This window comes from Streptomyces sp. NPDC006643, from assembly GCF_042870175.1.
Lineage (GTDB): Bacteria > Actinomycetota > Actinomycetes > Streptomycetales > Streptomycetaceae > Streptomyces.
Map to the genome: position 1 here is coordinate 147,296 of NZ_JBIAHA010000019.1, position 25,586 is coordinate 172,881.

At 70.3% G+C, this 25,586-nt stretch carries 24 protein-coding genes; 13 read left to right on the forward strand and 11 right to left on the reverse strand.

What is annotated here, in order from left to right:
- Positions 1 to 121: 121 nt before the first annotated feature.
- Both ACFYNU_RS25330 and ACFYNU_RS25335 read left to right on the forward strand, forming a co-directional pair.
- On the forward strand, positions 122 to 1,039 hold the full coding sequence (locus tag ACFYNU_RS25330) for an ATP-binding cassette domain-containing protein (protein WP_356588938.1): 918 nt from the start codon (positions 122 to 124) through the stop codon (positions 1,037 to 1,039).
- Positions 1,036 to 1,824 (forward strand): ABC transporter permease, encoded by a 789-nt coding sequence (locus ACFYNU_RS25335; RefSeq protein WP_356588713.1) that lies wholly within the window; start codon positions 1,036 to 1,038, stop codon positions 1,822 to 1,824. Before ACFYNU_RS25330 ends, ACFYNU_RS25335 begins: the two co-directional genes overlap by 4 nt.
- A gap of 156 nt (positions 1,825 to 1,980) precedes the next feature.
- Here ACFYNU_RS25335 and ACFYNU_RS25340 read toward each other — a convergent pair whose 3' ends face one another.
- The 3 genes from ACFYNU_RS25340 to ACFYNU_RS25350 all read right to left on the reverse strand — a co-directional run bounded on the left by ACFYNU_RS25340 (position 1,981) and on the right by ACFYNU_RS25350 (position 5,483).
- Positions 1,981 to 3,399: a glutamate decarboxylase gene (locus tag ACFYNU_RS25340; protein WP_356588936.1), complete on the reverse strand. Its 1,419-nt coding sequence runs from the start codon at positions 3,397 to 3,399 to the stop codon at positions 1,981 to 1,983.
- Positions 3,400 to 3,468: 69 nt separating this feature from the next.
- Complete coding sequence (gene wrbA / locus ACFYNU_RS25345; protein ID WP_356588711.1) at positions 3,469 to 4,086, reverse strand: NAD(P)H:quinone oxidoreductase; 618 nt, start codon at positions 4,084 to 4,086, stop codon at positions 3,469 to 3,471.
- A 113-nt stretch (positions 4,087 to 4,199) separates the two neighbouring features.
- Positions 4,200 to 5,483, reverse strand: coding sequence for an ion channel protein (locus ACFYNU_RS25350; RefSeq protein ID WP_356588709.1), 1,284 nt, complete (start codon positions 5,481 to 5,483; stop codon positions 4,200 to 4,202).
- A gap of 373 nt (positions 5,484 to 5,856) precedes the next feature.
- Here ACFYNU_RS25350 and ACFYNU_RS25355 point away from each other — a divergent pair, with 373 nt between their 5' ends.
- On the forward strand, positions 5,857 to 6,666 hold the full coding sequence (locus tag ACFYNU_RS25355; RefSeq protein ID WP_356588707.1) for a VTT domain-containing protein: 810 nt from the start codon (positions 5,857 to 5,859) through the stop codon (positions 6,664 to 6,666).
- A gap of 24 nt (positions 6,667 to 6,690) precedes the next feature.
- Here the strand turns inward: ACFYNU_RS25355 and ACFYNU_RS25360 are convergent, their stop codons facing one another.
- A complete protein-coding gene (locus tag ACFYNU_RS25360; protein WP_388767302.1) occupies positions 6,691 to 8,358 on the reverse strand; it encodes a threonine/serine exporter ThrE family protein in 1,668 nt (555 codons plus the stop codon).
- A 188-nt stretch (positions 8,359 to 8,546) separates the two neighbouring features.
- Positions 8,547 to 9,041 (reverse strand): inorganic diphosphatase, encoded by a 495-nt coding sequence (locus ACFYNU_RS25365; protein WP_003968257.1) that lies wholly within the window; start codon positions 9,039 to 9,041, stop codon positions 8,547 to 8,549.
- A 187-nt stretch (positions 9,042 to 9,228) separates the two neighbouring features.
- Here ACFYNU_RS25365 and dacB point away from each other — a divergent pair, with 187 nt between their 5' ends.
- The 6 genes from dacB to folE all read left to right on the forward strand — a co-directional run bounded on the left by dacB (position 9,229) and on the right by folE (position 16,910).
- On the forward strand, positions 9,229 to 10,704 hold the full coding sequence (dacB, locus tag ACFYNU_RS25370; RefSeq protein WP_356588703.1) for a D-alanyl-D-alanine carboxypeptidase/D-alanyl-D-alanine-endopeptidase: 1,476 nt from the start codon (positions 9,229 to 9,231) through the stop codon (positions 10,702 to 10,704).
- A 163-nt stretch (positions 10,705 to 10,867) separates the two neighbouring features.
- Positions 10,868 to 11,998 (forward strand): zinc-dependent metalloprotease, encoded by a 1,131-nt coding sequence (locus ACFYNU_RS25375; RefSeq protein WP_356588701.1) that lies wholly within the window; start codon positions 10,868 to 10,870, stop codon positions 11,996 to 11,998.
- 266 nt (positions 11,999 to 12,264) lie between these two features.
- Entirely contained in the window at positions 12,265 to 13,341 is a 1,077-nt protein-coding gene (gene tilS / locus ACFYNU_RS25380) for a tRNA lysidine(34) synthetase TilS (protein ID WP_356588699.1), read from the forward strand.
- Between the two features lie 68 nt (positions 13,342 to 13,409).
- Positions 13,410 to 13,970 (forward strand): hypoxanthine phosphoribosyltransferase, encoded by a 561-nt coding sequence (hpt, locus tag ACFYNU_RS25385; protein WP_023539606.1) that lies wholly within the window; start codon positions 13,410 to 13,412, stop codon positions 13,968 to 13,970.
- 195 nt (positions 13,971 to 14,165) lie between these two features.
- Positions 14,166 to 16,193 (forward strand): ATP-dependent zinc metalloprotease FtsH, encoded by a 2,028-nt coding sequence (gene ftsH / locus ACFYNU_RS25390; RefSeq protein WP_356588697.1) that lies wholly within the window; start codon positions 14,166 to 14,168, stop codon positions 16,191 to 16,193.
- Positions 16,194 to 16,304: 111 nt separating this feature from the next.
- On the forward strand, positions 16,305 to 16,910 hold the full coding sequence (gene folE, locus ACFYNU_RS25395) for a GTP cyclohydrolase I FolE (protein WP_356588695.1): 606 nt from the start codon (positions 16,305 to 16,307) through the stop codon (positions 16,908 to 16,910).
- A gap of 68 nt (positions 16,911 to 16,978) precedes the next feature.
- Here folE and ACFYNU_RS25400 read toward each other — a convergent pair whose 3' ends face one another.
- The 6 genes from ACFYNU_RS25400 to ACFYNU_RS25425 form a co-directional block, all read right to left on the reverse strand.
- The gene (locus ACFYNU_RS25400; protein ID WP_356588693.1) at positions 16,979 to 17,467 is read right to left on the reverse strand and encodes a DUF3180 domain-containing protein; all 489 of its coding nucleotides are present in this window, start codon (positions 17,465 to 17,467) and stop codon (positions 16,979 to 16,981) included.
- Between the two features lie 201 nt (positions 17,468 to 17,668).
- Complete coding sequence (gene folK, locus ACFYNU_RS25405; RefSeq protein WP_356588691.1) at positions 17,669 to 18,265, reverse strand: 2-amino-4-hydroxy-6-hydroxymethyldihydropteridine diphosphokinase; 597 nt, start codon at positions 18,263 to 18,265, stop codon at positions 17,669 to 17,671.
- Positions 18,262 to 18,621: a dihydroneopterin aldolase gene (gene folB / locus ACFYNU_RS25410; protein WP_239064983.1), complete on the reverse strand. Its 360-nt coding sequence runs from the start codon at positions 18,619 to 18,621 to the stop codon at positions 18,262 to 18,264. The genes folK and folB overlap by 4 nt, the downstream gene beginning before the upstream one ends.
- Positions 18,622 to 18,833: 212 nt before the next feature.
- Positions 18,834 to 19,298 carry a nuclear transport factor 2 family protein gene (locus ACFYNU_RS25415; RefSeq protein ID WP_356588689.1) on the reverse strand — a complete coding sequence of 155 codons (465 nt, stop codon included), beginning with the start codon at positions 19,296 to 19,298 and terminating at the stop codon, positions 18,834 to 18,836.
- Positions 19,295 to 20,161: a dihydropteroate synthase gene (gene folP, locus ACFYNU_RS25420; protein WP_356588687.1), complete on the reverse strand. Its 867-nt coding sequence runs from the start codon at positions 20,159 to 20,161 to the stop codon at positions 19,295 to 19,297. Before folP ends, ACFYNU_RS25415 begins: the two co-directional genes overlap by 4 nt.
- A gap of 139 nt (positions 20,162 to 20,300) precedes the next feature.
- Positions 20,301 to 21,473 (reverse strand): betaine/proline/choline family ABC transporter ATP-binding protein, encoded by a 1,173-nt coding sequence (locus ACFYNU_RS25425; RefSeq protein WP_356588685.1) that lies wholly within the window; start codon positions 21,471 to 21,473, stop codon positions 20,301 to 20,303.
- A gap of 143 nt (positions 21,474 to 21,616) precedes the next feature.
- On the opposite strand from ACFYNU_RS25425, the gene ACFYNU_RS25430 reads away from it, so the two are divergent.
- The 4 genes from ACFYNU_RS25430 to ACFYNU_RS25445 all read left to right on the forward strand — a co-directional run bounded on the left by ACFYNU_RS25430 (position 21,617) and on the right by ACFYNU_RS25445 (position 25,586).
- Positions 21,617 to 22,354, forward strand: a complete 738-nt coding sequence (locus ACFYNU_RS25430; protein WP_356588683.1) for an ABC transporter permease — start codon at positions 21,617 to 21,619, stop codon at positions 22,352 to 22,354.
- A 3-nt stretch (positions 22,355 to 22,357) separates the two neighbouring features.
- Positions 22,358 to 23,185, forward strand: a complete 828-nt coding sequence (locus tag ACFYNU_RS25435; protein ID WP_356588681.1) for an ABC transporter permease — start codon at positions 22,358 to 22,360, stop codon at positions 23,183 to 23,185.
- A gap of 86 nt (positions 23,186 to 23,271) precedes the next feature.
- Complete coding sequence (locus ACFYNU_RS25440; RefSeq protein WP_356588679.1) at positions 23,272 to 24,246, forward strand: ABC transporter substrate-binding protein; 975 nt, start codon at positions 23,272 to 23,274, stop codon at positions 24,244 to 24,246.
- Positions 24,247 to 24,398: 152 nt separating this feature from the next.
- Positions 24,399 to 25,586: a hypothetical protein gene (locus ACFYNU_RS25445; protein WP_356588677.1), complete on the forward strand. Its 1,188-nt coding sequence runs from the start codon at positions 24,399 to 24,401 to the stop codon at positions 25,584 to 25,586.

Genomic DNA, 25,586 nt, shown 5'->3' on the forward strand with positions numbered 1-25,586 from the left:
CATCTAATCAAGTTTGATTAATCAAGCCTCCCGGGTTACCTTTCGCTGCGTAGTCAAGTTTGACTACGTGGCGGAGGGGCTGGAGGCGAAGGCATTGACTGACGCGACGGACGCGGTCGTCATGGAAGGCGTACGCAAGCGGTACGGGGAGAAGGCGGCGCTCGACGGGCTCGACCTGGTGGTGGCGCGCGGCACCGTGCACGGGGTTCTCGGGCCGAACGGAGCGGGCAAGACGACGGCCGTACGGGTGCTGGCCACGCTTCTGCGGCACGACGAGGGCACGGTCCGGGTCGCGGGCCACGACCTCCGTACGGAGGCGCAGGAGGTACGCCGGCGGATCGGGCTGCTCGGACAGCACGCGGCGGTGGACGAGGAACTGAGCGGGCGGCAGAACCTGGACATGTTCGGGCGGCTCCACCATCTGGGCGCCCGGCGCGCGGCGTCGCGCGCCGTCGAACTGCTGGAGCGCTTCGGGCTCGCCGACACCGGACGCAAGGCGGTCAAGCAGTACAGCGGGGGCATGCGGCGCCGCCTCGACCTGGCGGCGTCGCTGATCACCGACCCGGCGGTGCTCTTCCTGGACGAGCCGACGACCGGACTCGACCCGCGCGGGCGGGCCGAGGTGTGGGCCGCCGTCCGCTCGCTGGTCGGCGGAGGGACGACCGTCCTGCTGACCACGCAGTATCTGGAGGAGGCGGACCAGTTGGCGGACCGTATCTCGGTCATCGACAACGGACGCGTGATCGCGGAGGGGACCGCTGACCAGCTCAAGGCGGAGGTCGGCGGCGACCGGATCGACGTCGTCGTCCGCGACGCGGGACAACTGGCCGCGGCGGCGCGGCTGTTCGGGGACGGGGCGACGGTGGACGAGGACCGCCGGCTGATCGGCGTGCCCGCCGCCGACCGGATGGCCGCGCTGACCGGGGCCGTACAGGCGCTGGAGGCCGCCGGGATCGAGGCGGCGGACATCGCGGTGCGCAGACCGACGCTGGACGAGGTCTTTCTGCGGCTGACGCACCGTACGAAGGAGGCCGTATGAGTACGACGAACACCTGGGTGATCACCGACAGCTGGACCATGACCCGGCGCGAACTGGCCCACTGGGGGCGGCAGCCGGTCCAGGTGGTCGTCGGGCTGGCCTTCCCGGTCATGCTGCTGCTGATGTTCGGCTATCTGATGGGGGCGGGGCGCGGCGTCGAGGGCGAGTACATCGGTTTCCTCGTCCCCGGAATGCTGGCGCTGACCATGGTCTTCGGGCTTGAGGCCACGATGCTCGCCGTCACCCAGGATCTGGGCAAGGGCGTCATCGACCGGTTCCGTTCCCTGCCGATGGCGACCTCGGCGGTGCTGGTGGGCCGGAGCATCGCGGACATGATGCAGTCGGCGCTGAGCCTGGTGGTGATGATCGGGGTCGGGTTCGCGCTGGGCTGGCGCTGGCACGGCGGAACCGCGGCGCTGCTGGGGGCGGTGGGGCTGCTGCTTCTGCTGCGGTTCGCGATGCTGTGGCTCGGGATCCACCTGGCGATGGTGGCCGGCAGGCCGGAGATGGTGCAGGCGGTGCAGATCCTGGTCTGGCCGATCGGTTTCTTCTCCAACGCCTTCGCGACACCGGAGTCCATGCCGGGCTGGCTGGGGGCGGCGGTCGAGTGGAACCCGCTGTCGGCGACGGCCGCGGCGGTACGTGATCTGGCGGGCATACCGGGGCAGTTGGACGGGTCGTGGGCGGCGGAGCACGCGCATCTGCTCGCGCTGGTGTGGCCGGTGGCGCTGACCGCGCTGTTCTTCCCGCTCGCGGTCGGGCGGTTCCGCAGGCTCAGCCACTGACCGTGCGGCGGCCGGCGGCCGGCCGCCGGTGGCCGGTGGTCGGTCGGAACCTTTTCGGGGTTCGCGGTGTATCAGAGGCGGAACCGCACGCGGCGCACGGTGCTCCGCGGACCTCGGGGGGAATTCATGCGCATCATCCGCACGCTCACACGCCGGTCAGTGGTGGAAGGCCGTGGCCGCCGACTTGTCCCGCCCCAAGGGGTGCGGCTGGCGCCGCAGTTCCGGCAGCAGCAGCCGCAGATCGGCGAGCAGCAGCGCGGCGAGGTCGGCCGAGAATCCGTTGCGGCAGACCACGCGCAGGACCGACAGATCCTCGCGGTTGGCCGGGAAGGTGTAGGCGGGCATGAGCCACCCGTGCTCCCGCAGCCGCCGCGAGACGTCGAAGACGTCGAAGTTCGTCACGTGCGGCGCGGTGGTGAAGGCGAAGACGGGCAGTTCGTCGCCGCGGGTGAGCAGTTGGAAGTCGTCCATCGCCCCGATCTGGTCGGCCAGCCCGCAGGCCACGTCGCGAGCCGCCTGCTGGACGGCCCGGAAGCCGTCCCTGCCGAGCCGGAGGAAGGTGTAGTACTGGGCGACCACCTGCGCGCCGGGCCGCGAGAAGTTCAGCGCGAAGGTGGGCATCTCCCCGCCCAGGTAGTTCACGCGGAAGACCAGTTCCTCGGGCAGTTCGGCGGCCGTGCGCCACAACGCCCAGCCGACACCCGGGTAGACCAGGCCGTATTTGTGCCCGGAGGTGTTGATCGAGGAGACGCGCGGGAGCCGGAAGTCCCAGACGAGGTCCTCGTCGAGGAAGGGCGCGACCATCGCGCCGGAGGCGCCGTCGACATGGACGGGGATGTCCAGCCCCGTGCGCTCCTGGAGGGAGTCGAGGGCCGCGCAGAGTTCGGCGACGGGTTCGTAGGAGCCGTCGAAGGTGGAGCCGAGGATGGCCACGACACCGATGGTGTTCTCGTCGCAGAGATCGGCGGCGGCCTGCGGGTCGAGATGGAAGCGGTCGCCCTCCATGGGCAGGAGGCGGGCCTCTACCTCCCAGAAGTTGCAGAACTTCTCCCAGCAGACCTGGACGTTGACGCCCATGACGAGATTGGGCTTGGCGCTCCCCGGATAGCGGTCTCGGTTCTTCGTCATCCACCGGCGCTTGAGCGCGAGCCCGGCGAGCATGCAGGCCTCGCTGGAGCCGGTGGTCGAGCAGCCGACGGCGGCGGACGCGTCGGGGGCGTTCCACAGATCGGCGAGCATCGTGACGCACCGCCGCTCCAACTCGGCGGTGCGTGGGTATTCGTCCTTGTCGATCATGTTCTTGTCCCGGCACTCCGCCATCAGCACCCCGGCCTGGGCCTCCATCCAGGTGGTGACGAAAGTCGCGAGATTGAGCCGGGAGTTGCCGTCGAGCATCAGCTCGTCATGGACCAGCTGGTAGGCCGTGGACGGGGGCATGGGCCCGTCGGGCAGCCGGTGCGTGGGCGGGGCGGACGACATCCCGTTGGTCGGGTCGGCCTCGCCGAAGAAGGGGTTGAGCGACAGCCGGCGCCGCTCGGCGTGGTCGTCCGCCGGATCCTCCGCCGGGCCTCTCATATTGCCCTCGGCGCCCTGCGTGCCGCGTTGGAGTGCCATCGCTTTCCCTGTCTCCCGTGGTCTCTCGCCTCAGGCGCCGAGGCCGGCCTTGATGGCGCGGGTGAATTTCACGACCCGTTCCGCCTGGACGCGGGCGGCGGTCAGCGTCTGCTCGTTCACCGGGAGGTCGCCCTGTCCGGAGACGTGCGACGTGCCGTACGGATTGCCGTCGACGAACTTCGACTCGTGCGTGTAGCCGGGGGCGACGAGGATGCCGCCGAAGTGGTGGATGGTGTTGTAGAGCGCGAGCAGTGTCGTCTCCTGGCCCCCGTGCGGCGTGGCCGACGCGGTGAAGCCGCTGTAGACCTTGTCGGCGAGCTGCCCCTGCTGCCAGAGACCGCCGAGCGTGTCCAGGAACTGCTTGAGCTGCGCCGAGACGTTGCCGTAGCGGGTGGGGGAGCCGAAGATCACGGCGTCCGCCCAGATCATGTCGTCGGGCGTGGCCTCGGCGATGTCGGCGGTCGCCTCGATGTTGGCGGCCCAGGCCGGATTGGAGTCGATCGCCGCCTGCGGGGCGAGTTCGCCGACCTTGCGGAGCCGTACGGCCGCTCCCGCGGCCTCGGCGTCCCTGGCGATGGCCTTGGCCATCGTGGTGAGGGTGCCGGTGGCGGAGTAGTAGATGACGGCGACGTTCACGGACGTGGGCATGGGGGCTTCCTCGGTGGTCGGGCTTCGGCGGCAGGGACGTCAGGCGCGACGATACGGACAAAACGGTCCGTCGGCTCGCCGGGCGTCCGTTCGGGCCATCCCGCCGGCGCCGGTCACCGCAGGGCCGCTCCGTCCAGGTCGACCTGCATCTTGGGGCGCCCGGTCACCAGCAGCCAGGCGGGGAGCACGGCCACGCACAGCAGGGGGAGCAGGTTCGGGTCCGCCGCCAGCACGGCCGCGGTGAACAGGCTCAGCCAGCCCTGCCGGGTGATGGCGAGCAGGACGCCGAGCACGCCGCAGACGACCGCCACGGTCGGATGCACGGCGGGCACGAGCGCGTGGGCGAACAGCCCGAAGGAGACCCCGATGAAGACCGCCGGGAAGATCCGTCCGCCCCGGAAGCCGCAGGCCCCCGCGATCACCAGCGCCACCGTCTTCACCCCGCACATCAGCGCGAACTGCCCCGCCGACCAGCCGTCCGGGTCGGCGGCCAGCGTCTTCACCTCGTCCAGGCCCTTGAAGAGGGTGAGGAATCCGCCCAGCGCCCCGAGGAGGCCGAGGATCAACCCCCCGACGGTCAGGGCGAGTACGGGACGTCCGAGGCGCCGGAAGGCCTTGTGGGCGTACGGGAAGGCGTACACGGCGGCCATACCCAGCGCCGCGGCGAGCGGTGCGATCACGAGCGCCGCCAGGGCGTCGCTCCAGCGGGCGCCCGGATGGTCGGGCAGGTCCAGGTCGAAGGTCGGATGGTCGATCAGGACCGTCATCAGCCCGCCGGCCCCGGCGGCGACCAGTGGTCCGAACAGCTTGTCCCAGAGCGAGCCGGGCCCCGGCCGGGTGGCGAAGGTCTCGGTGAGGATCAGCACGGCGGCCACGGGTGTGCCGAAGAGCGCCCCGATCGTGCCGGCGGCGGCCAGGGGGACCCAGAGCGCGGCCGGGGCGGCGGGAGCGATCTTGCGGCCGAGCCAGTAGGCGAGCGCGATGTTGGCCGCGGTGATCGGGTTCTCCGGCCCGAGGCTCACCCCGCCCGCCAGGGCCAGACCGGTGGCCAGCAGCAGACCGGGCATGACGCCGGGCGCCAGTGGCGGATCGACGAGCCCGGTCGTGGCGGGGTCGGGTCCCGCGTGCCCGTACACCTGCCGTACGACGAGACCGACCGCCAGCCCGGTCGCCGTCAGCATCACGATCATCCACAGAGAGGAGTGCCGGCCGATGCCGAGCGCGTCGGGGAGCGTCTGCCACAGCACGTTCTTGAGCAGATCGGCCAGTTCGCTGACCCCGAGCAGGACGAGGCTCGCGACCACACCGACGAGCAGCGAGGGAAGAATCAGCGGGAGGAGCGTGCGCCCGGACGGGGCGGGGGAGGCGGACGGGGCGGACGGAGCGTCAGTGGCCACGCGCACACCGTAATGGCACAAATGCGGCAAACCGATCCCATGGGCAGAGCGCGCACCTCACGTGGCGTGCGGACACAGACTGATGCCGTACCGGACCCACCGACCGGACGCCGATGCGGCGCCGGGGAGGGCGGGCTACGAGGAGACCGGGCGGTGCGGCGCCGGGAGCGACGGCGTGGACCGGGGACGAAAAGCGCGCTTCGGACCTGTCCACGCCCATCTCAAGCCGTGCGGACCGGGTGGAACCTCAGTCAGGGGCTGAGCGTTGATAGCTTTGGGCAGCCGACAACCGCTGATGGCGGCTGGACGACGCTGATGCAGCGACGGCCGATTTCGACGATCGACCGACTATCGACTCAGGAGCCCGGACCTCGTGACAACCCTTGCGCTCGGACCGAGCTGGCTCGACCCGGACTATCTGATCGGGACCTTCGGTCTGATCGGCGTCCTGGTCATCGTTTTCGCCGAATCAGGCCTGCTCATCGGCTTCTTCCTGCCGGGCGACTCGCTGCTGTTCACCACCGGACTGCTGGTGACGGCCGGCACGCTCGAACAGCCTCTGTGGCTCGTCTGTCTCCTGATCGTGCTCGCGGCGATCGTCGGTGATCAGGTCGGCTATCTCTTCGGCCGCAAGGTCGGCCCCGCACTCTTCAAGCGCCCCGACTCCAAGCTGTTCAAGCAGGAGAACGTGGAGAAGGCGCACGAGTTCTTCGAGAAGTACGGCCCCAAGTCGCTGGTGCTGGCCCGCTTCGTGCCCGTCGTGCGCACGTTCACGCCGATCATCGCGGGCGTCAGCCGCATGAACTACCGGTCGTTCGTCACGTTCAACATCATCGGCGGTGTGCTCTGGGGCGCGGGCGTCACGCTGCTCGGTGCCGCGCTGGGCAAGATCGAGTTCGTCCACAAGAACATCGAAATGATCCTGATCCTGATCGTGGCGCTGTCGGTGCTGCCGATCGTGATCGAGTTCATGCGGGCGCGCTCCAAGTCCAAGAAGGCCGCCGCGTCGGGCGAGCCCACGGCGCCCACCGGGCACGTACCGCCCGCCGGCCACACCCAGGTGCCGCAGGACTTCCAGACGCAGCAGCTGCGCGTCACGCGCGACGAGTACGGCGCGCCCCGGCCGTACGGCCAGCCGGACGACCCGGAGTCCCCGCCGCGCGGGCGCCACGCCCGGCGCTGACGCCCGGACCCCGCGCCCACGCCGTCAGAAGCCGCGCGTCCGCTTGGCCGCGCGGCGGCTCGACCCGCGTCCCGATCCCGGCACCCTCAGGAACAGCCGGGACAGCTCGCCGCCGAAGTTGACCCCGATGGCGATGGCCAGGGCCAGCGCGGCGGCCGTGGACAGCGAGGCCAGCCCTTCGTTCACATTGTTCTGCGCGAATCCGAGCAGACCGAAGTACGTCGCCGAGCCGGGCAGCAGCGGCCCGATCGCGGCGGTGACGTACGGCAGCGCCGACGCGAACTGGTAGCGCGAGAACAGCTGCCCGAAGAGCCCCACCACACCGGCGGCGCCCGCGGTCGCCGCCACAGGTGAGATCCCGCCGGTGTCGTGCATCGCCCCGTACACGGTCCAGGCCACGCCGCCGTTGAGGGACACCATCAGCACGGTGGAACGTTCCTGCTGGAGCAGGATCGCGAAGGCGAAGCTCAGCGCCACGGCGGCGCAGATCTGGAGCACCGGCCGGCCCTCCCCGGCCTGGAGCGCCACGTCCGGGTTGAGCTGGGCGTTCAGCTGAACACCCAGATACAGCGCGATCAGCACCCCCATCACGATCGCGATGAAGAAGTACATGACTTCGAGCAGCCGGGCGGCGGCGGTGATGTAGTAGCCGGTCAGCCCGTCCTGGACGCCCGCGACCAGGGCCCGCCCCGGCAGCAGTGCGAAGAGGCCACCGGTGATCACGGCGGACGGCCGGATCTCCCAGTTCGTCGCGGACGCGCCCAGCGTCAGCGCCACCCCGATCGCGGCCGGCGGCATCGCGGCGGCCACGAACTGGTAGAACTCCGGGATCCCGCGCCCCGCGCACAGCCAGGCCAGCCGGTCGCCCAGCATCGCGCCGATCAGGGCCGCGACGAACACCACCAGACCACCACCGACCAGCACCGACGCCGACCCGGCCAGCAGCCCGCTGGCGGCGGTCAGCGCCCATCCCGGATACGGATGCCGGTTACGCCGGATCTCGGCCAGCCGCCGGTACGCCTCCTCCAGCGTGATGTCCGTGTCCTCGGTGGTGATGTCGTCGACGAGCGTGTAGACGGCGGCGAGCCGGGTGTAGTCGGTGCCCCGCCTGCGTACGGTGCGACTGGCCGTCACCGGGTCGTCCACCAGCGACGGCTGGTAGGAGATCGACAGCAGCGTGAAGGTGACGTTGGGCTCGCAGCGGTCGAGCCCGTACGCGCGGCTGACCGCGAACATCGCGGCCTCGACGTCCTCGGCCCCCTCGCCGCCCGCCAGCAGCAACTCGCCGATACGCAACGTCAGGTCGAGGACACGCGGCACGGCGGGCCCGGCCTCGTCGTGCCGCTGCACGATCTCCGTCACCGGCCGGTCCCCGACCGGCATCCGCAGCAGCGTGCGCATCTGGTCCTGCCAGGGCACCTCCTTGCGCAGCCGTACGACGGGCACGCCCTCGGCGGGCGTGAACGCGTGGGACGACTGCCGGGCGCGATAGCTCCGGGGCGGGTCGAAGGCGGACCGTTCGGTCTCCTGCGTGCTCTCCGGGCTCAGCCCCTGCGGAATCGCGAATTCCGAGGTGGGGCTGTCCTCCTCGGGAACCTGCACCTGGTCCATGCCGGACGGCGGGGTGAACGCGCTGTGCGCCTCGTCGGACGGAGGTTTACGGTCCTCCGGCTCGTCCCGATCGGCCACCACTGCTCGCCCTCACTCACTCTCGTCGGTGCCGCTCCGGCACGGTTCGCACAACCATCCGTTCAGTATGAACACGGGCGTCGAAACGGGCGCACGCGAGCGGCGGACGGCGCATCCGTAGGGGTGCGCTGCCCGCCGCTCGTAGGTGTCCGTTCGCGCCTCTCAGGCCCGCAGGCCCGGGGGACGTGCGCTCAGTGCGCGCCGCCCTGCGCCTCAAGGCGCTTGTACGAGGCCTCGATCTCGGCCTCGGCCTCGGCGCGGCCCACCCAGTCCGCGCCCTCGACCGACTTGCCGGGCTCCAGGTCCTTGTAGACCTCGAAGAAGTGCTGGATCTCCAGGCGGTCGAACTCCGACACGTGGTGGATGTCCCGCAGGTGCTCCACACGCGGGTCCGAGGCGGGGACGCACAGCAGCTTGTCGTCGCCGCCGGCCTCGTCCGTCATCCGGAACATGCCGATCGCACGGCACTTGATGAGACAGCCGGGGAACGTCGGCTCGTCCAGGATGACCAGCGCGTCCAGCGGGTCGCCGTCCTCGCCGAGGGTGTTCTCCACGAAGCCGTAGTCGGCCGGGTAGCTGGTCGAGGTGAAGAGACGACGGTCAAGGCGGATCCGGCCGGTCTCGTGGTCCACCTCGTACTTGTTTCGCGAACCCTTAGGGATCTCGATGGTGACGTCGAACTCCACGGGTGGCTCCTCCATGATCAACACAACTGTCGGTGATGCTGCTGTCGGTGATACCGCACGTCACCGGGGCCGACCCCGGGGCCGAGCAGGATCGGCCATCGCTGGCCGGGGCACCGTGCTCGTGGCAACGCGCAGTGATTAAGTGTCCCCCACGCAGCTGTGTGATCACGAAAGGGGCTGATCAACCGTGCTTGAGCCGAAAGTGTGGCAGCTCACGGCAGGTTCCGCCGTGCTCGGCCTGGTACTGGCGGCCGGGGCGGTGGCCTTGGCCGGCCCCTGGGACTCCGGTCAGCGTAAGGCCGAGCGCGACTGGGCCGCCGCTCAGGGCCGTACAGGTGGCGTACATCACCCGAGTGGACACCCGGGCAAGCCCGCGCCCGCGCCCAGCGCCGCCGGCGTACTCGACGAACTCGCCCCACCGGTCGAGTCCCTGTCCGCGCCCGCGGATCTCCCGGCCGGCCTCAGGAAGAGCCTCGGGCCGCTGCTCGAATCCCCCGACCTCGGAGCGGCGCCCGCCGCCTCCGTCGTCGATGTCGCCACGGGCGAGCAGCTGTTCGGCGAACGCGCCGACCGGCCGATGGCACCGGCCTCCACCATCAAGATCGCCACGGCGGTCGCCGCGCTGTCCGCGCTCGGCCCCGACCACCGCATCTCCACCACCGTGGTCACCGCCGACGACAAGGACAAGGGCGACGACAAGGGCGAAGGCGACGAGAAAGGCGAAGGGGATGAGGGGCCGACCGAGATCACCCTCGTCGGCGGCGGCGACGCCACCCTCGACCGGAAGGGCCTGCGCGCCCTCGCCGAGGACACCGCCAGGGCGCTGCGCGACCGCGGCGTCCACAAGGTCGCCCTCCGCTTCGACGTCTCCCTCTACTCCGGCCCCCGCGAACACCCGATCGGCCCCAACGACAACATCGCCCCGGTCACCGCCCTGATGACCGGCCAGGGCCGTCTCGACGACTCCGCCCGCGACTCCTTCGGCGGCCCGGCACCGCGCAGCGGCGACCCGGCGGGCGACGCCGCCGACGTCTTCGCCGACCTGCTGCGCGAACGCGGCCTCAAGACCTCGGGACCCCCGGTCAAACGCAAGGCTCCCAAGGAGGCCGACCGTCTCGCGGTGACGTACTCGCGCCCCGTGTCCGCCCTGGTCGAGCGGATGCTGACGAACAGCGACAACGACATCGCCGAATCACTCGTCCGGCAGACCGCCATCAAGTCGGGCAGACCCGCGAGCTTCGCCGGCGCCCAGCAGGCCGTCCAGGCGGAGCTGAAGGAGCAGAAACTGCCCGTCGGCGGCGCGCTCCTGCGCGACGGCAGCGGACTCAACCGCCACGACAGGGTCACCAGCGGCCTGCTCACCGCGCTGCTCGCCCGCGCGGCCGACCCCGACCGGCCCGAGTTGAGGCCGGTTCTCACCGGCCTGCCGGTGGCCGGATTCAGCGGCACGCTCCAGGGCCGGTACACCGACGGCGACGCGATCACCGGCAGCGGTCTGATCCGGGCCAAGACCGGCACGCTGACCGGCGTGAACGCCCTGGCGGGCACGGTCGTCGGACCCGGCGGACGGCTCCTCGCCTTCGCCTTCCTGGCGGAGAAGGCCCCGGGCCCCGATACGGCCCAACGGGCCCTGGACCACCTCTCGGCGGAACTCGCGTCCTGACCACCCCCGTCCCCGGGCGCCGACCGGCCCGGTCGGCGGCGCCACCCACGCCCCGACGACCCGCACCGACCCGGACCGGCACGTACCGACCCGGACCGGCCAGGACGGCGACGGGGCGGCCGACACCCCACCGCCTTTCGGCCCGAGCACGTACGGTTGACGCATGACGAGCATCGGTGGGGCCGAGATGGTGGACTGGAATCTCGCGGTGGCAACCGCGACCCGCCTCGCGCGGCCGGGACCGGAAGTGAGCCGGGACGAGGCCCGCGAGATCGTCGCCGAGCTGCGGCGGCACGCCAAGGCGGCCGAGGAGCACGTGCGCGCCTTCACGCGGATGATCCCCGAGGGCCATGAGCCACCGGACACCCCGGTCCTGGTCGTGGACCGGGCGGGCTGGATCAAGGCGAACGTCGCGGGCTTCCGCGAGCTGCTCAAGCCGCTCCTCGAGAAGATGCAGGATCGCCGGTCGGGCACGCCGGGCGGCGCCGTCCTCGGCGCCGTGGGCGGCAAGGTGACCGGCGTCGAGCTGGGCATGCTGCTGTCGTTCCTCTCCTCCCGTGTCCTCGGCCAGTACGAGACGTTCGCGCCGCCGAGCCGTGACCTCCCGTCGGCCGACGGTGGCGGCGGCCGACTGCTGCTCGTCGCGCCGAACATCGTGCACGTCGAGCGCGAACTGGACGTCGACCCGCACGACTTCAGGCTCTGGGTCTGTCTGCACGAGGAGACCCACCGCACCCAGTTCACCGGCGTGCCGTGGCTCCGTGACCACCTTGAGGGTGAGATCCAGTCATTCCTGGAGGAGACCGACGTCGACCCCTCGACCGTCGTGGAGCGGCTGCGTGAAGCGGCCCAGTCGCTCACCGGCAGCCGCCCCGAGGGCGAGGAGGACGACGACGGCCGGAGCCTGGTCGAACTGGTGCAGACCCCCGGCCAGAAGGAGATCCTCGGCCGCCTCACCGCCGTGATGTCGCTGCTCGAAGGCCATGCCGACTACGTGATGGACGGCGTCGGGCCGCAGGTCGTGCCCTCGGTGGCCGAGATCCGCGAGAAGTTCCAGCAGCGCAGGGCCAAGGGCGCGAGCCGGCTCGACCAGGCGCTGCGCAAGCTGCTGGGGCTGGACGCGAAGCTGCGGCAGTACCGGGACGGGGAGCGTTTCGTACGAGCCGTGGTGGACGAGGTCGGCATGGACGGCTTCAACCGCGTCTGGACCTCCCCCAACACCCTTCCCACCAAGGCGGAGATCGCCAAGCCGGCGGACTGGATCGCGCGGGTGCACCGCAAGGCCGACTCCTAGGGCGGTCGGGCGCGGCCAGGAACGCGTCAGGAGGGGTCGCGGCTTCCTAAGGAGGGGGCCGCGAAGGCCCGTCCGGGATATCAACGTCCACACGTGTCCACCGGAATGGGCCAGCATCACCCATCCGAGGGACCGTGGGCGGTGGGTAGGCGTGCAATGCTCGGGGAACGGCCCGGTTCTGTCACCATCGACACACTCTGTGTGACTGAACCCCGTCCCTACTCTCCGACCGAGGCACCCCCCAAATATCACGAAGGGCACCGGACATGGGTCCCCATCCTGCGGTCGCGGCGATACGCCTGGCGGTCCGCCGCGTACTCCACGACGTCATCACCGAATGCTCCGAACTCGCGAGCTCCGGCATCGAGCGCTCCCGGTTCACCCCGGCAGCCGCCGCCGGCCGCGCCGCCGCACCACCCCCGGCCGACGACCGTCCGCTGGTGCTCGTCGCCTGTTCCGGAGGCGCCGACTCCATGGCGCTCGCCTCCGCCCTCGCCTTCGAGGCCCGCAAGCTGTCAATCCGCGCGGGCGCCGTCACCGTCGACCACGGCCTCCAGGCCGGCTCCGACCTCCGCGCCGCCGAAGTCGTCTCCCGGCTCGCCGCCATGCGGCTCGACCCCGTCGAGTCCGTCGCTGTGACCGTCGGACGCGACGGGGGGCCCGAGGCAGCCGCCCGCGACGCGCGCTACGCGGCCCTGGACGCCGCCGCCGAGCGCCACGGCGCCGTCGCCGTCCTGCTCGGCCACACCCGTGACGACCAGGCGGAGACGGTCCTGCTCGGCCTCGCCCGCGGTTCCGGCACCCGCTCGCTGTCCGGGATGGCCCCCGTCTCGGGCGCCACCGGGCGCTACCGACGGCCCTTCCTCCAACTCGACCGGCAGACCGCCCGCAAGGCATGCCTGGTCCAGGCGATCCCGGTCTGGGACGACCCCCACAACGCCGACCCCGCGTACACCCGTTCACGTCTGCGCCACGAGGGCCTGCCCGCCCTGGAGAAGGCGCTCGGCAAGGGCGTCGTCGAGGCCCTGGCCCGTACGGCGCAGCTCTCCCGTGACGACGCGGACGCGCTCGACGCCTGGGCCGCCGACGTCGAGTCCGCCGTACGGGACGACGCCGGACAGCTGGAATGCGCCAAGCTGTACGCGCTGCCGCCCGCCGTCCGCCGTCGTGTCCTGCGCCGGGCCGCCGTCGTCGCCGGGGCGCCCGCCGGATCGCTCTTCGCCCGGCACATCGAGGAGATCGACCGTCTGATCACGAGCTGGCGAGGCCAGGGAGCCATCAATCTGCCGGGCCGCGTCGAGGCCCAACGGCAGGGTGGCAGACTGGTCATCCGGCAGGGCTGACGCGCTGAAGCACGACGGCTGTGTCTCCGGGGTGGCGAGTTCCGGCCTCCTGGCCGACAACGAAAGTGATGCGGGTGGACCACAAGGACATGGGCGCCGACCTCCAGTCGGTGCTCATCACCAAGGAAGAAATCGACGCGAAGCTGGTCGAACTGGCCGCCAAGATCGACGCGGAGTACGCGGGTAAGGACGTCCTCCTCGTCGGCGTCCTCAAGGGTGCCGTCATGGTGATGGCGGACCTGGCGCGTGCCCTGTCCACCCCGGTGACGATGGACTGGATGGCCGTGTCCTCGTACGGCGCCGGGACCCAGTCGTCCGGTGTGGTCAGAATCCTCAAGGACCTGGACACCGACATCAAGGGCAAGCACGTCGTCATCGTCGAGGACATCATCGACTCGGGTCTGACGCTCTCGTGGCTGCTGTCGAACCTCGGCTCCCGCGAGCCCGCCTCACTGGAAGTCTGCACGCTGCTCCGTAAGCCGGATGCCGCAAAGGTCGCGATCGATGTGAAATGGATCGGATTCGACATTCCCAATGAGTTTGTCGTCGGCTATGGCCTCGATTACGCGGAGAAGTACCGCAATCTGCCATTCGTCGGCACACTCGCCCCCCATGTGTACGGCGGCTGAGCCGGGCACGCAGCCCGCCGGGCCGGGCCGGGAACCCCCGCACCCCTCCCGCCGTTGGAGCATGGGAAGACCGGTTTACCGGCAGTCCCGTGCGGTCGCGGGTGACAATGCTGGGGTACCGTCCGAAGAACAGTCTTTTCTCACAGCAGCATTTACCTACGGGCAGGAGGGACGGGGCGTTCTCGCTCCGTATGGATGGACGTGAAGCGATACTTCCGTGGGCCGGTCATGTGGATCGTGCTGGCCGTCCTCGCCGTGGTCGTGTTGATGCAGGTCGTCGGCTCGTCCGGCGGCTACAAGACGGTGGACACCGGCGAGGTCGTCCAGGCGATCGACAAGAACCAGGTCGACCAGGTCAAGCTGACCACAGGCGACGAACAGATCATCAAGATCGACCTCAAGGACGGCACCAAGGTCCAGGGCGGCGACAAGGTCCAGGCCAGCTACATCGGCGCACAGGGCTCGCGCCTGGCCGACAAGCTCCAGGCCAAGTTCGAGAGCGGCGACATCAAGCAGGGCTACACGGTCTCGCCTTCGAAGCAGAGTCCGTTCGTCTCTGTGCTGCTCTCCCTGCTGCCGTTCGTCCTCATCGTCGTGGTCTTCCTGTTCCTGATGAATCAGATGCAGGGCGGCGGCTCCCGAGTCATGCAGTTCGGGAAGTCCAAGGCCAAACTCATTACCAAGGACACCCCCAAGACGACGTTCGCCGACGTCGCCGGGTCCGACGAAGCCGTCGAGGAACTGCACGAGATCAAGGAGTTCCTCCAGGAGCCCGCGAAGTTCCAGGCCGTCGGCGCCAAGATCCCGAAGGGTGTGCTGCTCTACGGCCCGCCCGGTACGGGCAAGACGCTGCTCGCCCGCGCCGTCGCCGGTGAGGCCGGGGTCCCGTTCTACTCGATCTCCGGTTCCGACTTCGTCGAGATGTTCGTCGGTGTCGGTGCCTCCCGAGTGCGTGACCTCTTCGAGCAGGCCAAGGCGAACGCCCCGGCGATCGTCTTCGTCGACGAGATCGACGCCGTCGGCCGGCACCGTGGTGCGGGCCTCGGCGGTGGCCACGACGAGCGCGAGCAGACGCTCAATCAGCTGCTTGTCGAGATGGACGGCTTCGACGTGAAGGGCGGCGTCATCCTGATCGCCGCCACGAACCGGCCCGACATCCTCGACCCGGCGCTGCTGCGCCCGGGACGCTTCGACCGCCAGATCGCGGTCGACCGCCCGGACATGCAGGGCCGGCTGGAGATCCTCAAGGTCCACCAGAAGGGCAAGCCGGTCGCCCCGGACGTCGATCTGGGCGCTGTCGCCCGTCGTACGCCCGGCTTCACCGGAGCGGACCTGGCGAACGTGCTGAACGAAGCGGCGCTCCTCACGGCACGCAGCGACAAGAAGCTCGTCGACAACCACTCCCTGGACGAGGCCATCGACCGAGTGGTGGCGGGCCCGCAGAAGCGGACCCGGATCATGTCCGAGAAGGAAAAGAAGATCACCGCCTACCACGAGGGCGGCCACGCCCTGGTCGCGGCGGCGTCTCCGAACTCCGACCCGGTGCACAAGATCACGATCTTGTCCCGTGGCCGGGCTCTGGGTTACACCATGGTCCTGCCGGACGAGGACAAGTACTCGACCACGCGCAACGAGATGCTCGATCAGCTGGCCTACATGATGGGCGGGCGCGCGGCGGAGGAGCTGGTCTTCCACGACCCGACCACCGGCGCGGCCAACGACATCGAGAAGGCCTCGGCGACGGCACGGGCCATGGTCACGCAGTACGGCATGACCGAGCGGCTCGGCGCGATCAAGTTCGGTGGCGACAACACCGAGCCCTTCGTCGGACGTGAGATGGGCCACCAGCGCGACTACTCGGAAGAGGTCGCCGCGCTGGTCGACGAAGAGGTCAAGAAGCTCATCGAGACCGCGCACAACGAGGCCTGGGAGATCCTCGTCGAGAACCGCGACGTTCTCGACAACCTGGTCCTCGCGCTGCTGGAGAAGGAGACGCTCAACAAGGAGCAGATCGCCGAGATCTTCTCGACGATCGTGCGGCGCCCGGCCCGTCCGGCCTGGACCGGCTCCTCGCGGCGTACGCCTTCGACCCGTCCGCCGGTGCTCTCGCCCAAGGAGTTGGCCCTCACCAACGGAGCGACCGGCAGCAACGGCGCGCTTCCCGGTGTGACGACCGGCGACCCGGCGGCCGAGGCCGTTCCGGAGGAGCGTCCGGAGAACTGATCCCGAGCTTCTCACCAGGCTCGGAATAGATGCCGCGCCCCACAGGTCTTAGCCTGTTGGGGCGCGGCATTTGTACGGTCGCGCACGGAACGGCAGAGGAACGAGGCCCAGATGACCAACCCCGTGAGACTGGACGGCGAGGGTGTGATCGGCGAGTTCGACGAGAAGCGGGTCGAGAACGCCGTACGAGAGCTTCTGATCGCGGTCGGGGAGGACCCGGACCGCGAGGGCCTGCGCGAGACGCCCGAGCGGGTGGCCCGCTCGTACAAGGAGATATTCGCGGGGCTGTGGCAGCGGCCCGAGGACGTCCTGACGACGACGTTCGACCTGGGCCACGACGAGATGGTCCTGGTGAAGGACATCGAGGTGCAGAGCTCGTGCGAGCACCACCTGGTGCCGTTCCACGGCGTCGCGCACGTCGGGTACATCCCGTCGGCCGACGGGAAGATCACCGGGCTGTCGAAGCTGGCGCGGCTGGTGGACGTGTTCGCCCGCAGGCCGCAGGTCCAGGAGCGGCTGACCACGCAGATCGCGGACTCGCTGATGAAGATCCTCGATCCGCGCGGCGTGATCGTGGTCATCGAGTGCGAGCACATGTGCATGTCCATGCGCGGAGTGCGCAAGCCGGGCGCCAAGACGATCACTTCGGCGGTACGGGGACAACTGCGCGACCCCGCCACCCGTAACGAGGCGATGAGCCTGATCATGGCCCGCTGAGCCACCGTCGACACCGCGCGCACCCGGGCCCGGCGCCGGTGTTGATGGCGGTGGTGGCGCTGGTGTGATCAGGCGTGGGCGGTGCCGTGACCCTCGTCGTCGTCGCGCCCGTCGGGCAGCTTGCAGACGCGCTCCAGGAAGAACGCCGCGGCGATGACCGCGATCCCGGCGACCACCGAGGCGCCCGCGTAGTACGCCTGGTCGCGCCGGGCGGGGATGTCCAGCGAGCCGAGCAGGAAGACGCCCGTCCCGCCGTACATCCCGGCGACCAGCGCCGCGACGAGGGCGCTGGCGTGCCCGAACACGACCGCGCGGGCCGCCATCAGCGGATCCACACCCTTGGCTCCCGGCCGGCGCTCACGCTGGGCGCGCAGCCGGGACCGCAGCGAGAGCGCCGTCGCCGCCAGGACGACGGCGATCACCGCGAGCACGATGGGTGCGGCGAGGGGCACGCTGGGCAGGGTGCCGAGCGAGTCCCAGAGGCGGGCACCGCCCCAGGAGAGCACCCCGGCCACGGCGAAGACGCCCGCCAGAACCCTGATCCGCAACTGCGTCACCGCGAAAGCCCACCCTTCACCCGTACTCGTCTTCCACACACACGCGCCGTCGGCACCGGTCAACGACCGACCCACCGCCGATACGAGCGATCGATCCGATCGATCCGATCGATCCGATCGATCCGATCGATCCGATCGATCCGATCGATCCGACCGATCCGACCGATCCGACCGATCCGACCGATCCGCAGAGCCTAACGACTAGTCGGGCAGGCGAAGTTCCAGGTCCGCGCGCGGCTCCACGCCGTCCTGCTCCACGGCGGCGAGCAGCTCGGAGACCGTACCCCGCCCGGTCAGCAGCGCCTCGGGCTCCACGTCGTGCCAGGGCACCAGCACGAAGGCGCGCTGATGGGCGCGCGGGTGCGGCAGGGTGAGCGCCGGATCGTCGGAGACGACGTCCGCGTACGCCACGATGTCGACGTCGATCGTGCGGGGCCCCCAACGCTCCACCCGGACGCGGTCGAAGGCCTCCTCGACGGCCTGGGCGCGCTCCAGCAGCGAGGCTGGCGGCAGCGTGGTCTTCACCACGACGACCGCGTTGAAGTACGAGGGCTGGGTGCCCGGTTCGACGCCCCAGGGCACCGTCTCGTACACCGGCGACACCGCCTTGACCCGCAGGCCCGGGGTGTCCTCCAGCGCGTCGATGGCGCCCTGCAAGGTCTCCAGCCGGTTGCCGAGGTTGGAGCCGAGGCTGATCACGGCGCGCTTCGGGTTGGACAGGGTGATGTCCGCCGCGTCGACCTGCGCCACCACCGAGGCCGGCACCGGCTGGACGGTCGGGTCGCTCTGGGGATTCATACTCGGCTCCGGGTGATGGTGATGGTGACATCGTCGAAGGGCACCGTGATCGGGGCGTCCGGCTTGTGCAGCGTCACCTCGACCTCCTCGACGCCGTCGTGCTTCAGACACTGCTCGGCGATGCGCTCGGCGAGCGTCTCGATCAGGTCGACCGGCTCGCCCCGCACGACGGCCACGACCTCCTCGGCCACGATTCCGTAGTGGACGGTTCTCGTCAGGTCGTCACCGGCCGCCGCGGGACGGGTGTCGAGGCTCAGCACCAGATCCACGATGAAGGTCTGCCCCTCCTCGCGCTCCCGGGGGAAGACGCCATGGTGCCCACGGGCCTTGAGGCCGCGCAGCGCGAGACGGTCCACGCGAATCACTCCTGCTGTCGTTGGTCAAGTGGGGCACTATGCCGTATGCGGACGGCCGATGTCCCCGGTCGAATCTACTCGCGGGCACCGACAGGGCCCTTGTGCGGGGGCCTCGGGCGCCGCGGGCAGAGTCCGCGACGGGCCCCGCGACACCGGGAACCGCAGGTAGTACCAGCGGCGGAGGACCGGCCCTCGTAGGGGGGCTTACCCACTCAGGCAGGAGTTTCGTCGTCCTGCTCGTCGTTGGTTTCGGCCAGAACGGGTGAGCCGTGGTGGGACCAGAGCCGCCAGCCCTCGGCGGTGCGACGGAACACGTTCGTCGCGACCACCAGCTGGCCCACGAGCGGGCCGAGCGCGCCGCTCTCCTCGGCCGGTCCGCCGCTGAGGATGTTCTCGGTGCAGGTCACGAGAGCGGTGTCGCCCGCGACGGACACCACGACATCCGTGAGGAAGAACTGGATGTACTCGGTGTTGGCCATGATCAGCGCGTACGAGCGGAGTACCTCGCCACGGCCCGAGAGCACCTGCCAGCCCGGGTGGACGCAGCTGACGGCGGGGTTGTCGCCGGTCAGCCAGAGCTCCGACAGCGTGTCGAGGTCGCCGCGCTCCATGGCTTCGTAGAAGGCCGTGTTGAGGGCGTCGACCTGTTCCCTGTCGGTCCCGCTCGGGCTCTTCACCGGGCTCCCTCGACGGCGCGAGCGACGCGGACGGCGTCGGCTGTCGCTCGTACCTCGTGTACGCGTACCGCCCAGGCGCCCTCGTGCGCGGCGATCGCAGAGACGGCGGCGCTGGCGGCGTCCCGTTCGCGCGCCGGCGGCGGTCCGTCCGCACCGGCCAGTACGTGGCCGAGGAACCGCTTGCGGGAGGCGGCGACCAGCAGGGGCCTGCTCAGCGCCCGCAGGTCCGCGAGGCGGGCCAGCAGCGCGAGATCGTGCTCTGCGCTCTTGGCGAAGCCGAGGCCGGGATCGATCACGAGACGTTCGGGGGCGATGCCGCCCGCGATCACCGCGTTCATGCGCTCGCGCAGTTCGGCGACCACCTCGGCGACGACGTCCGTGTAGAGGGCGCGGTTGTTCATGTCCTGGCTGAATCCGCGCCAGTGCATGACGACGAAGGGCACACCGGCGGCGGCGACGGCGGGCACCATGGCCGGGTCCGCCAAGCCGCCGCTGACATCGTTGACGAGGGCGGCGCCGGCGGCCACCGCCTGCTCGGCGACGGAGGCGCGCATGGTGTCGACGGAGACGATGACGCCCTCGGAGGCCAGGCCCCGCACGACGGGCACGACGCGCCGCAGCTCCTCGTCCTCGTCGACCCGCGAGGCGCCGGGGCGCGTCGACTCGCCGCCGACATCCACCAGGTCGGCGCCCTCGCCGACCAGATCGAGGCCGCGCTTGACGGCCGTGGTGGTGTCGAACCAGCGGCCACCGTCGGAGAAGGAATCGGGCGTCACGTTCACGACGCCCATGACCGCGCAGCGGTCCCACTCCGGCAGGCCGTCGACCGTGCCCCTTCCGCGCTGTGCGCGCAACGTACTCATACGTCCCACCCTAGGGCGTATCTCTCGGATCTTGCCGGGCCCGCGCCCCCGTCGCCCCGCACCGGGCGGGGACGGTCCCGCCCCGGCGACGCGGGCGGGGGCGCGGTCGGCGCGCGATCAGGACAGGGTCAGGACGCGGTCAGGACGCGGCGATCTGGGCGACGGTCTCCAGTTCCACCTCGGTGCGGGGGATGGCGTGCGCGTCCGCGTCGATCGAGCGGCGCAGCGCCTCGTGCAGGCGGGCCGGGGTCAGCACGCCGAGGAAGCGTCCCGTCTCCTCCTTGTCGATGACCGCGATCCAGCCGGCGTCGTGCTGGAGCATCGTGGAGAACGCCTGCTTGAGCGAGGCGCCCACGGGCAGCCAGGCCTCCATACGACGGGCGTGCTCCCGTACGGTGCCCGAGGCGCCGGTCTGCTCGGTGGAGATCCAGCCGTGCAGATTGTCCTCGGCGTCCAGGACGACGGCCCAGCGCGCGCCCTCCTTGGAAAGCTTCGCCGCGGCGGCCCGCAGCGGGTCGTCGAGATGCAGGACGGGCGGCTGTTCCAGGTCGCCCTCCTCTATCGGCGTGACCGAGAGCCGCTTGAGACCGCGGTCCGCGCCGACGAAGTCGGCGACGTACGGCGTGGCGGGCGCGCCCAGCACGGCGGCGGGGGCGTCGAACTGCTCGATGGTGCCCTGTCCGTAGACGGCGATCCGGTCACCGAGCCGGACCGCCTCCTCGATGTCGTGCGTGACGAAGAGGACGGTCTTGTTGACGGCGGCCTGGAGCTTCAGGAACTCGTTCTGGAGGTGTTCGCGTACGACGGGGTCGACCGCGCCGAAGGGCTCGTCCATCAGCAGGACGGGCGGGTCGGCGGCCAGGGCGCGGGCGACGCCGACGCGCTGGCGCTGTCCGCCGGAGAGCTGCTCGGGGTAGCGGTCGCCGTAGACGGACGGATCGAGGCCGACCAGGTCGAGGAGTTCGGCGGCACGCTCGCGGCCCTTGCCGCGCTGCCAGCCCAGGAGATGGGGGACGGTGGCCGTGTTCTCCAGGATCGTCTTGTGCGGGAACAGGCCTACCTGCTGGATCACATAGCCGATCCGGCGGCGGAGTTGGACGGGGTCGATGGTCGATATGTCGTCCCCGTCCATGAATATCCGGCCCTCGGTCGGTTCGATCAACCGGTTGACCATCTTCATGGTGGTGGTCTTGCCGCAGCCCGACGGTCCGACGAGCGTGACCAGCTCGCCCGCTCCGACCTCCAGGTTGAGGTCGTCGACGGCCGTGGTGCCGTCCGGGTACCGCTTGGTGACGTGCTCGAATCGGATCATGATTTCCCCATTGTGACGGGTCTTGTGTGAAGGCAATGTTGCTGGAATGTGGCGGCCTTCCGCGATTGTCAGTGGTCGGGGATAGGGTCGCCGAGACAAAGACACCAGACATACGTTCGGGGAGATAGGGGAGGCGGGGGTGGATGAGCACTCAAAGCTGTCTGGCGGCGAACGAATGGATCTGTGGAGAGTATCTCCGCTCACGTAGCCAGGAGTTGATCGATGCGACCGTCCAGCACATCTGGATCACGGTCGTCTCGATCCTGATCGGGCTGCTCGTGGCCTTTCCGCTCGCCCTGCTCGCACGCACCAAACCGGCTTTCGCCGGCCCCGTGCTCGGACTGACGACCCTGCTCTACACGATCCCGTCGCTGGCGATGTTCTCGCTGCTGCTGCCGTTCCTCGGGCTGTCGTCCGCCCTGGTGATCACGGGCCTGGTGCTGTACTCGCTGACGATCCTTGTGAGGAACATCATCGCGGGCCTCGAATCCGTCCCGACGGAGGCCAAGGAGGCCGCCCGCGGGATGGGGTACGGCTCCGGGCGGCTGCTCTGGGAGGTCGAGCTGCCGCTCGCGCTGCCCGCGCTGATGGCGGGCGTCCGGATCGCGACGGTCTCCACCATCGCCCTGACGACCGTCGGCTCGATCGTGGGGCGCGGCGGGCTCGGCAATCTCATCGAGGACGCGCTGCCCAGTCTGTTCAAGGCGCAGGTGCTCGCCGCGTCCGTGCTGTGCGTGCTCCTGGCGATCACCGCCGATCTGCTGCTCCTCGGACTCCAGCGGCTGCTGACGCCCTGGACACGTATACGTACGGGCAAGGGCCGCCCGTCCCGGCCGGCGCGCACGGCGCGGCCCGGCAGCGCCGTGAAGGTGGGGGGCTGACCCATGGGTGTTCTGGGTGACGCGTGGACCTGGCTGATGACCGGGTCCAACTGGTCCGGCGAGAGCGGGGCGCTGACCAGGCTCGGCGAGCATGTGTACGTCAGCGGGATCGCGCTCGCCATCGCCTGTGCGATAGCCCTGCCGACGGCCTTCTACCTCGGGCACATCGGCAAGGGCGGCGCGCTCGCGATCAACATCTCCAACGTGGGGCGCGCGGTGCCGGTCTTCGCGGTGCTCGCCCTCTTCATGCTCTCCCCGCTGCGCAACGCCGGCTATGTGCCGACGATCGTCGCCCTGGTGCTCTTCGCCGTGCCGCCGCTGCTGACCAACGCCTATGTGGGCATGCGGGAGGTGGACCGCGCGGTGCTCGAAGCCGCGAGGGGCATGGGGATGTCCGGACGGCAGCTCTTCGTACGGGTCGAGCTGCCCCTGGCGTATCCGATGGTGATGACCGGCCTGCGGTCCGCGTCCGTACAGGTGGTCGCCACCGCCACGATCGCGGCGATGGTGGGGCAGGGCGGCCTCGGCCGGATCATCACGGCCGGGTTCAACACGTACAACACCCCCCAGGTGGTCGCGGGGGCGCTCCTGGTGGCGCTGCTCGCGCTGGTCGTCGAAGGCGTGCTGGTGGCGCTGCACCGGGTGCTCGACCCGTCTCCGTCCCGGGCCGTCGTCCGGGCGACGGTGCCCGGCGCGCGTGACGGCGCGGCGGACAGGGCGGGGAGCGAGGCCGGGGGCAGGGCCGCGGGCGATTCGGGGGGCGACGCCGGGGGCGACGCGCTCCGTGCCGATGGCGTGCTCCCACAGGACCGGGTGACCAAGACCGTGTGACACGAAGACGTGTGCGGCAACAACCGCGTGACGACCGACTCTTTCCGGCCTCCTTCGCAGGCCCCCTCTACGGATGGTGAATTCTCATGAGCAAGACCTCGCGCATGGCGGGTGCGGTACTCGGTGTGGTGGCCCTGACCGGGTCGCTCGCCGCGTGCGGCGGCGACAGCCTCGAATCGGACAGCGGCTCGGACAAGGGCTCGGGCTCCGACAAGAAGGGCTCTCTCGTCGTCGGTGCCGCGGCCTTCACCGAGTCCAAGGTGCTCGCCGAGCTGTACGCGCAGATCCTGGGTGACGGCGGGTACGACGCCTCCGTCACCACGGTGAAGAACCGCGAGCTGTACGAGCCGTCCCTGGAGAAGGGCGAGATCGACGTCGTCCCCGAATACGCGGCGACGCTGACCGAATTCCTCAACGCCAAGGTCAACGGCGCGGACAAAGCCGTGGAGAAGCCGCTCGCCTCCAGCGACGCGGACGCCACGGTCACCGCCCTGCGGAAGCTGGCCGAGCCGCGCGGACTCAAGGTCCTTCCCCCCGGCCAGGCGGTCGACCAGAACGCCTTCGCCGTCACCAAGGAATACGCCGAGAAGAACAAGCTCAAGACCCTTTCGGATCTGGGCGCCTCGAAGCTCAAGGTGAAGATCGCCGCGGGCGACGAGTGCGAGGTACGGCCGTTCTGCGCGCCCGGTCTCAAGGAGACGTACGGGATCGACGTCACCGGCATCGACCCGCAGGGTGTCGGTACGCCGCAGGCCAAGCAGGCGGTCAAGGACGGCAAGGACCAGCTGGTCCTGAGCACCACCACCGACGGCACGCTCGACAGCTTCGGTCTGGTCGTCCTGGAGGACGACAAGAAGCTCCAGAACGCGGACAACGTACTTCCCGTGGTCAATGCCAAGGACGCCGGTTCTCAGGAGATAGCGGACCTCCTCGGCAAGCTCACCGACACCCTCACGACAGAGGATCTCGCGAAGCTCAACCTGAAGGTCGACGCGGAGCGCGCGAAGCCCGCCGATGTCGCCAAGGAGTATCTGGAGTCCAAGGATCTGATCGGCAAGTAGGCGGGAACCGGGGGCAGTCGGACGGGAAGTCGGACAGAAGTCCGACGGAAGTCCGACCGGAAGTGGAGGGACGGGAGTGGAGTCGGCAACGGACGGGGAAAGATTGTCCGGCCGACCCCCATTCCGCGTCCACGCGCGGTAAATTTCGGGCCATGCCACGTGGACGCCATCGCCATTCCCCGCCCCTCCACAGGATTCTGCCGCCGTCGGCCGTAGCCGGGGCCGCGGCCCTGTGCGCCGCGGGTGCCTGGCTCCTCGCGGAACCCGTGGCGCTCCGCGGCCTGGTGGCGGCCACTGCCGCCGCCGCCCTCACCGGCGCCTATCTGATGCGCAGTTGGGACCGGGCGGCGGGCCGGCGCGTCGCGGAGCTGTTGCGCGCGCAGGCGAGCGAGGAGTGGAAGACCGAGGAGCGAATAGCCGAACTCGAAGCGGACGTCGACGAATCACGCGAGATCCGCACCCGGCTCGACAGCAAGCTGCGCGCCAAGCGGGTGGAACTCGCGAAGCTGCGCGGTGAGCACGCCGCCCTGCTGCGCCGGTACGCGACGGCGGAGACGGCGCGCGCCAGCGCGCTGGAGGGGACCCGGCAGCTCGCCATCGAAGCGGCCCGCGAGCCCAAGGCGCTGCCGCCGGCGGGCAGTACGCCCACCGCGTCGACGTACTTCCGCGCCGCGCAGGCGCTGGAGGATCTGACGCGCAACGGCGCCGCGCAGTACACGAGGGGCATCCTCGAAGAGACGCGGCGGCGTGAACTCGCCGCGCGCGCGGCCCGCGAGGCCCGCGAAGCCGCGGCGGAGGAGGAGCGGGCGAAGCGGGCCGCGAAGGCCGCTGAGAAGGCCCGCGCCGAGCGGGCCGCGAAGACGCGGACCGAGCAGGCACAGCAGCGGAAGGCGGCCGACGAGCACACACGCTCGTCGTCCGCCCTTCCTTCGAAGTCCCGCCCGGCGTCGTCCCTGCCCGCGACGCGTCCGCACTCCGGTGCGTCGGCGATCGTCCCGTACAACCGGCGGCACCGGCTGCAACGGGGACCCGAGGGAGGTTTCGACTTCTTCGGTACGCAGAAGGGCGGCCCCGAGACGGGCGAGACGCCCGCCGCCGACACGACGGAGGACGGCCCCGCCGACCGTCCGTCCGCGGACACCCGGGCCGCGGTCAGGCCCGAGCCCGCGCAGTTGGAACGGGCACAGCGCGAGGACCTCGCCGACGTGGTCGGCGAGGAGGCCCTGGCCGTGCAGCACAGGGCCGAGGACCGGGCGGTGGGCCAGGTCATCGATCTGACCGAGCACGACGAGACCGAGCCGCTGCCGCTGGGCCAGCTGCGCAGCGCGATCGGCTCCTGA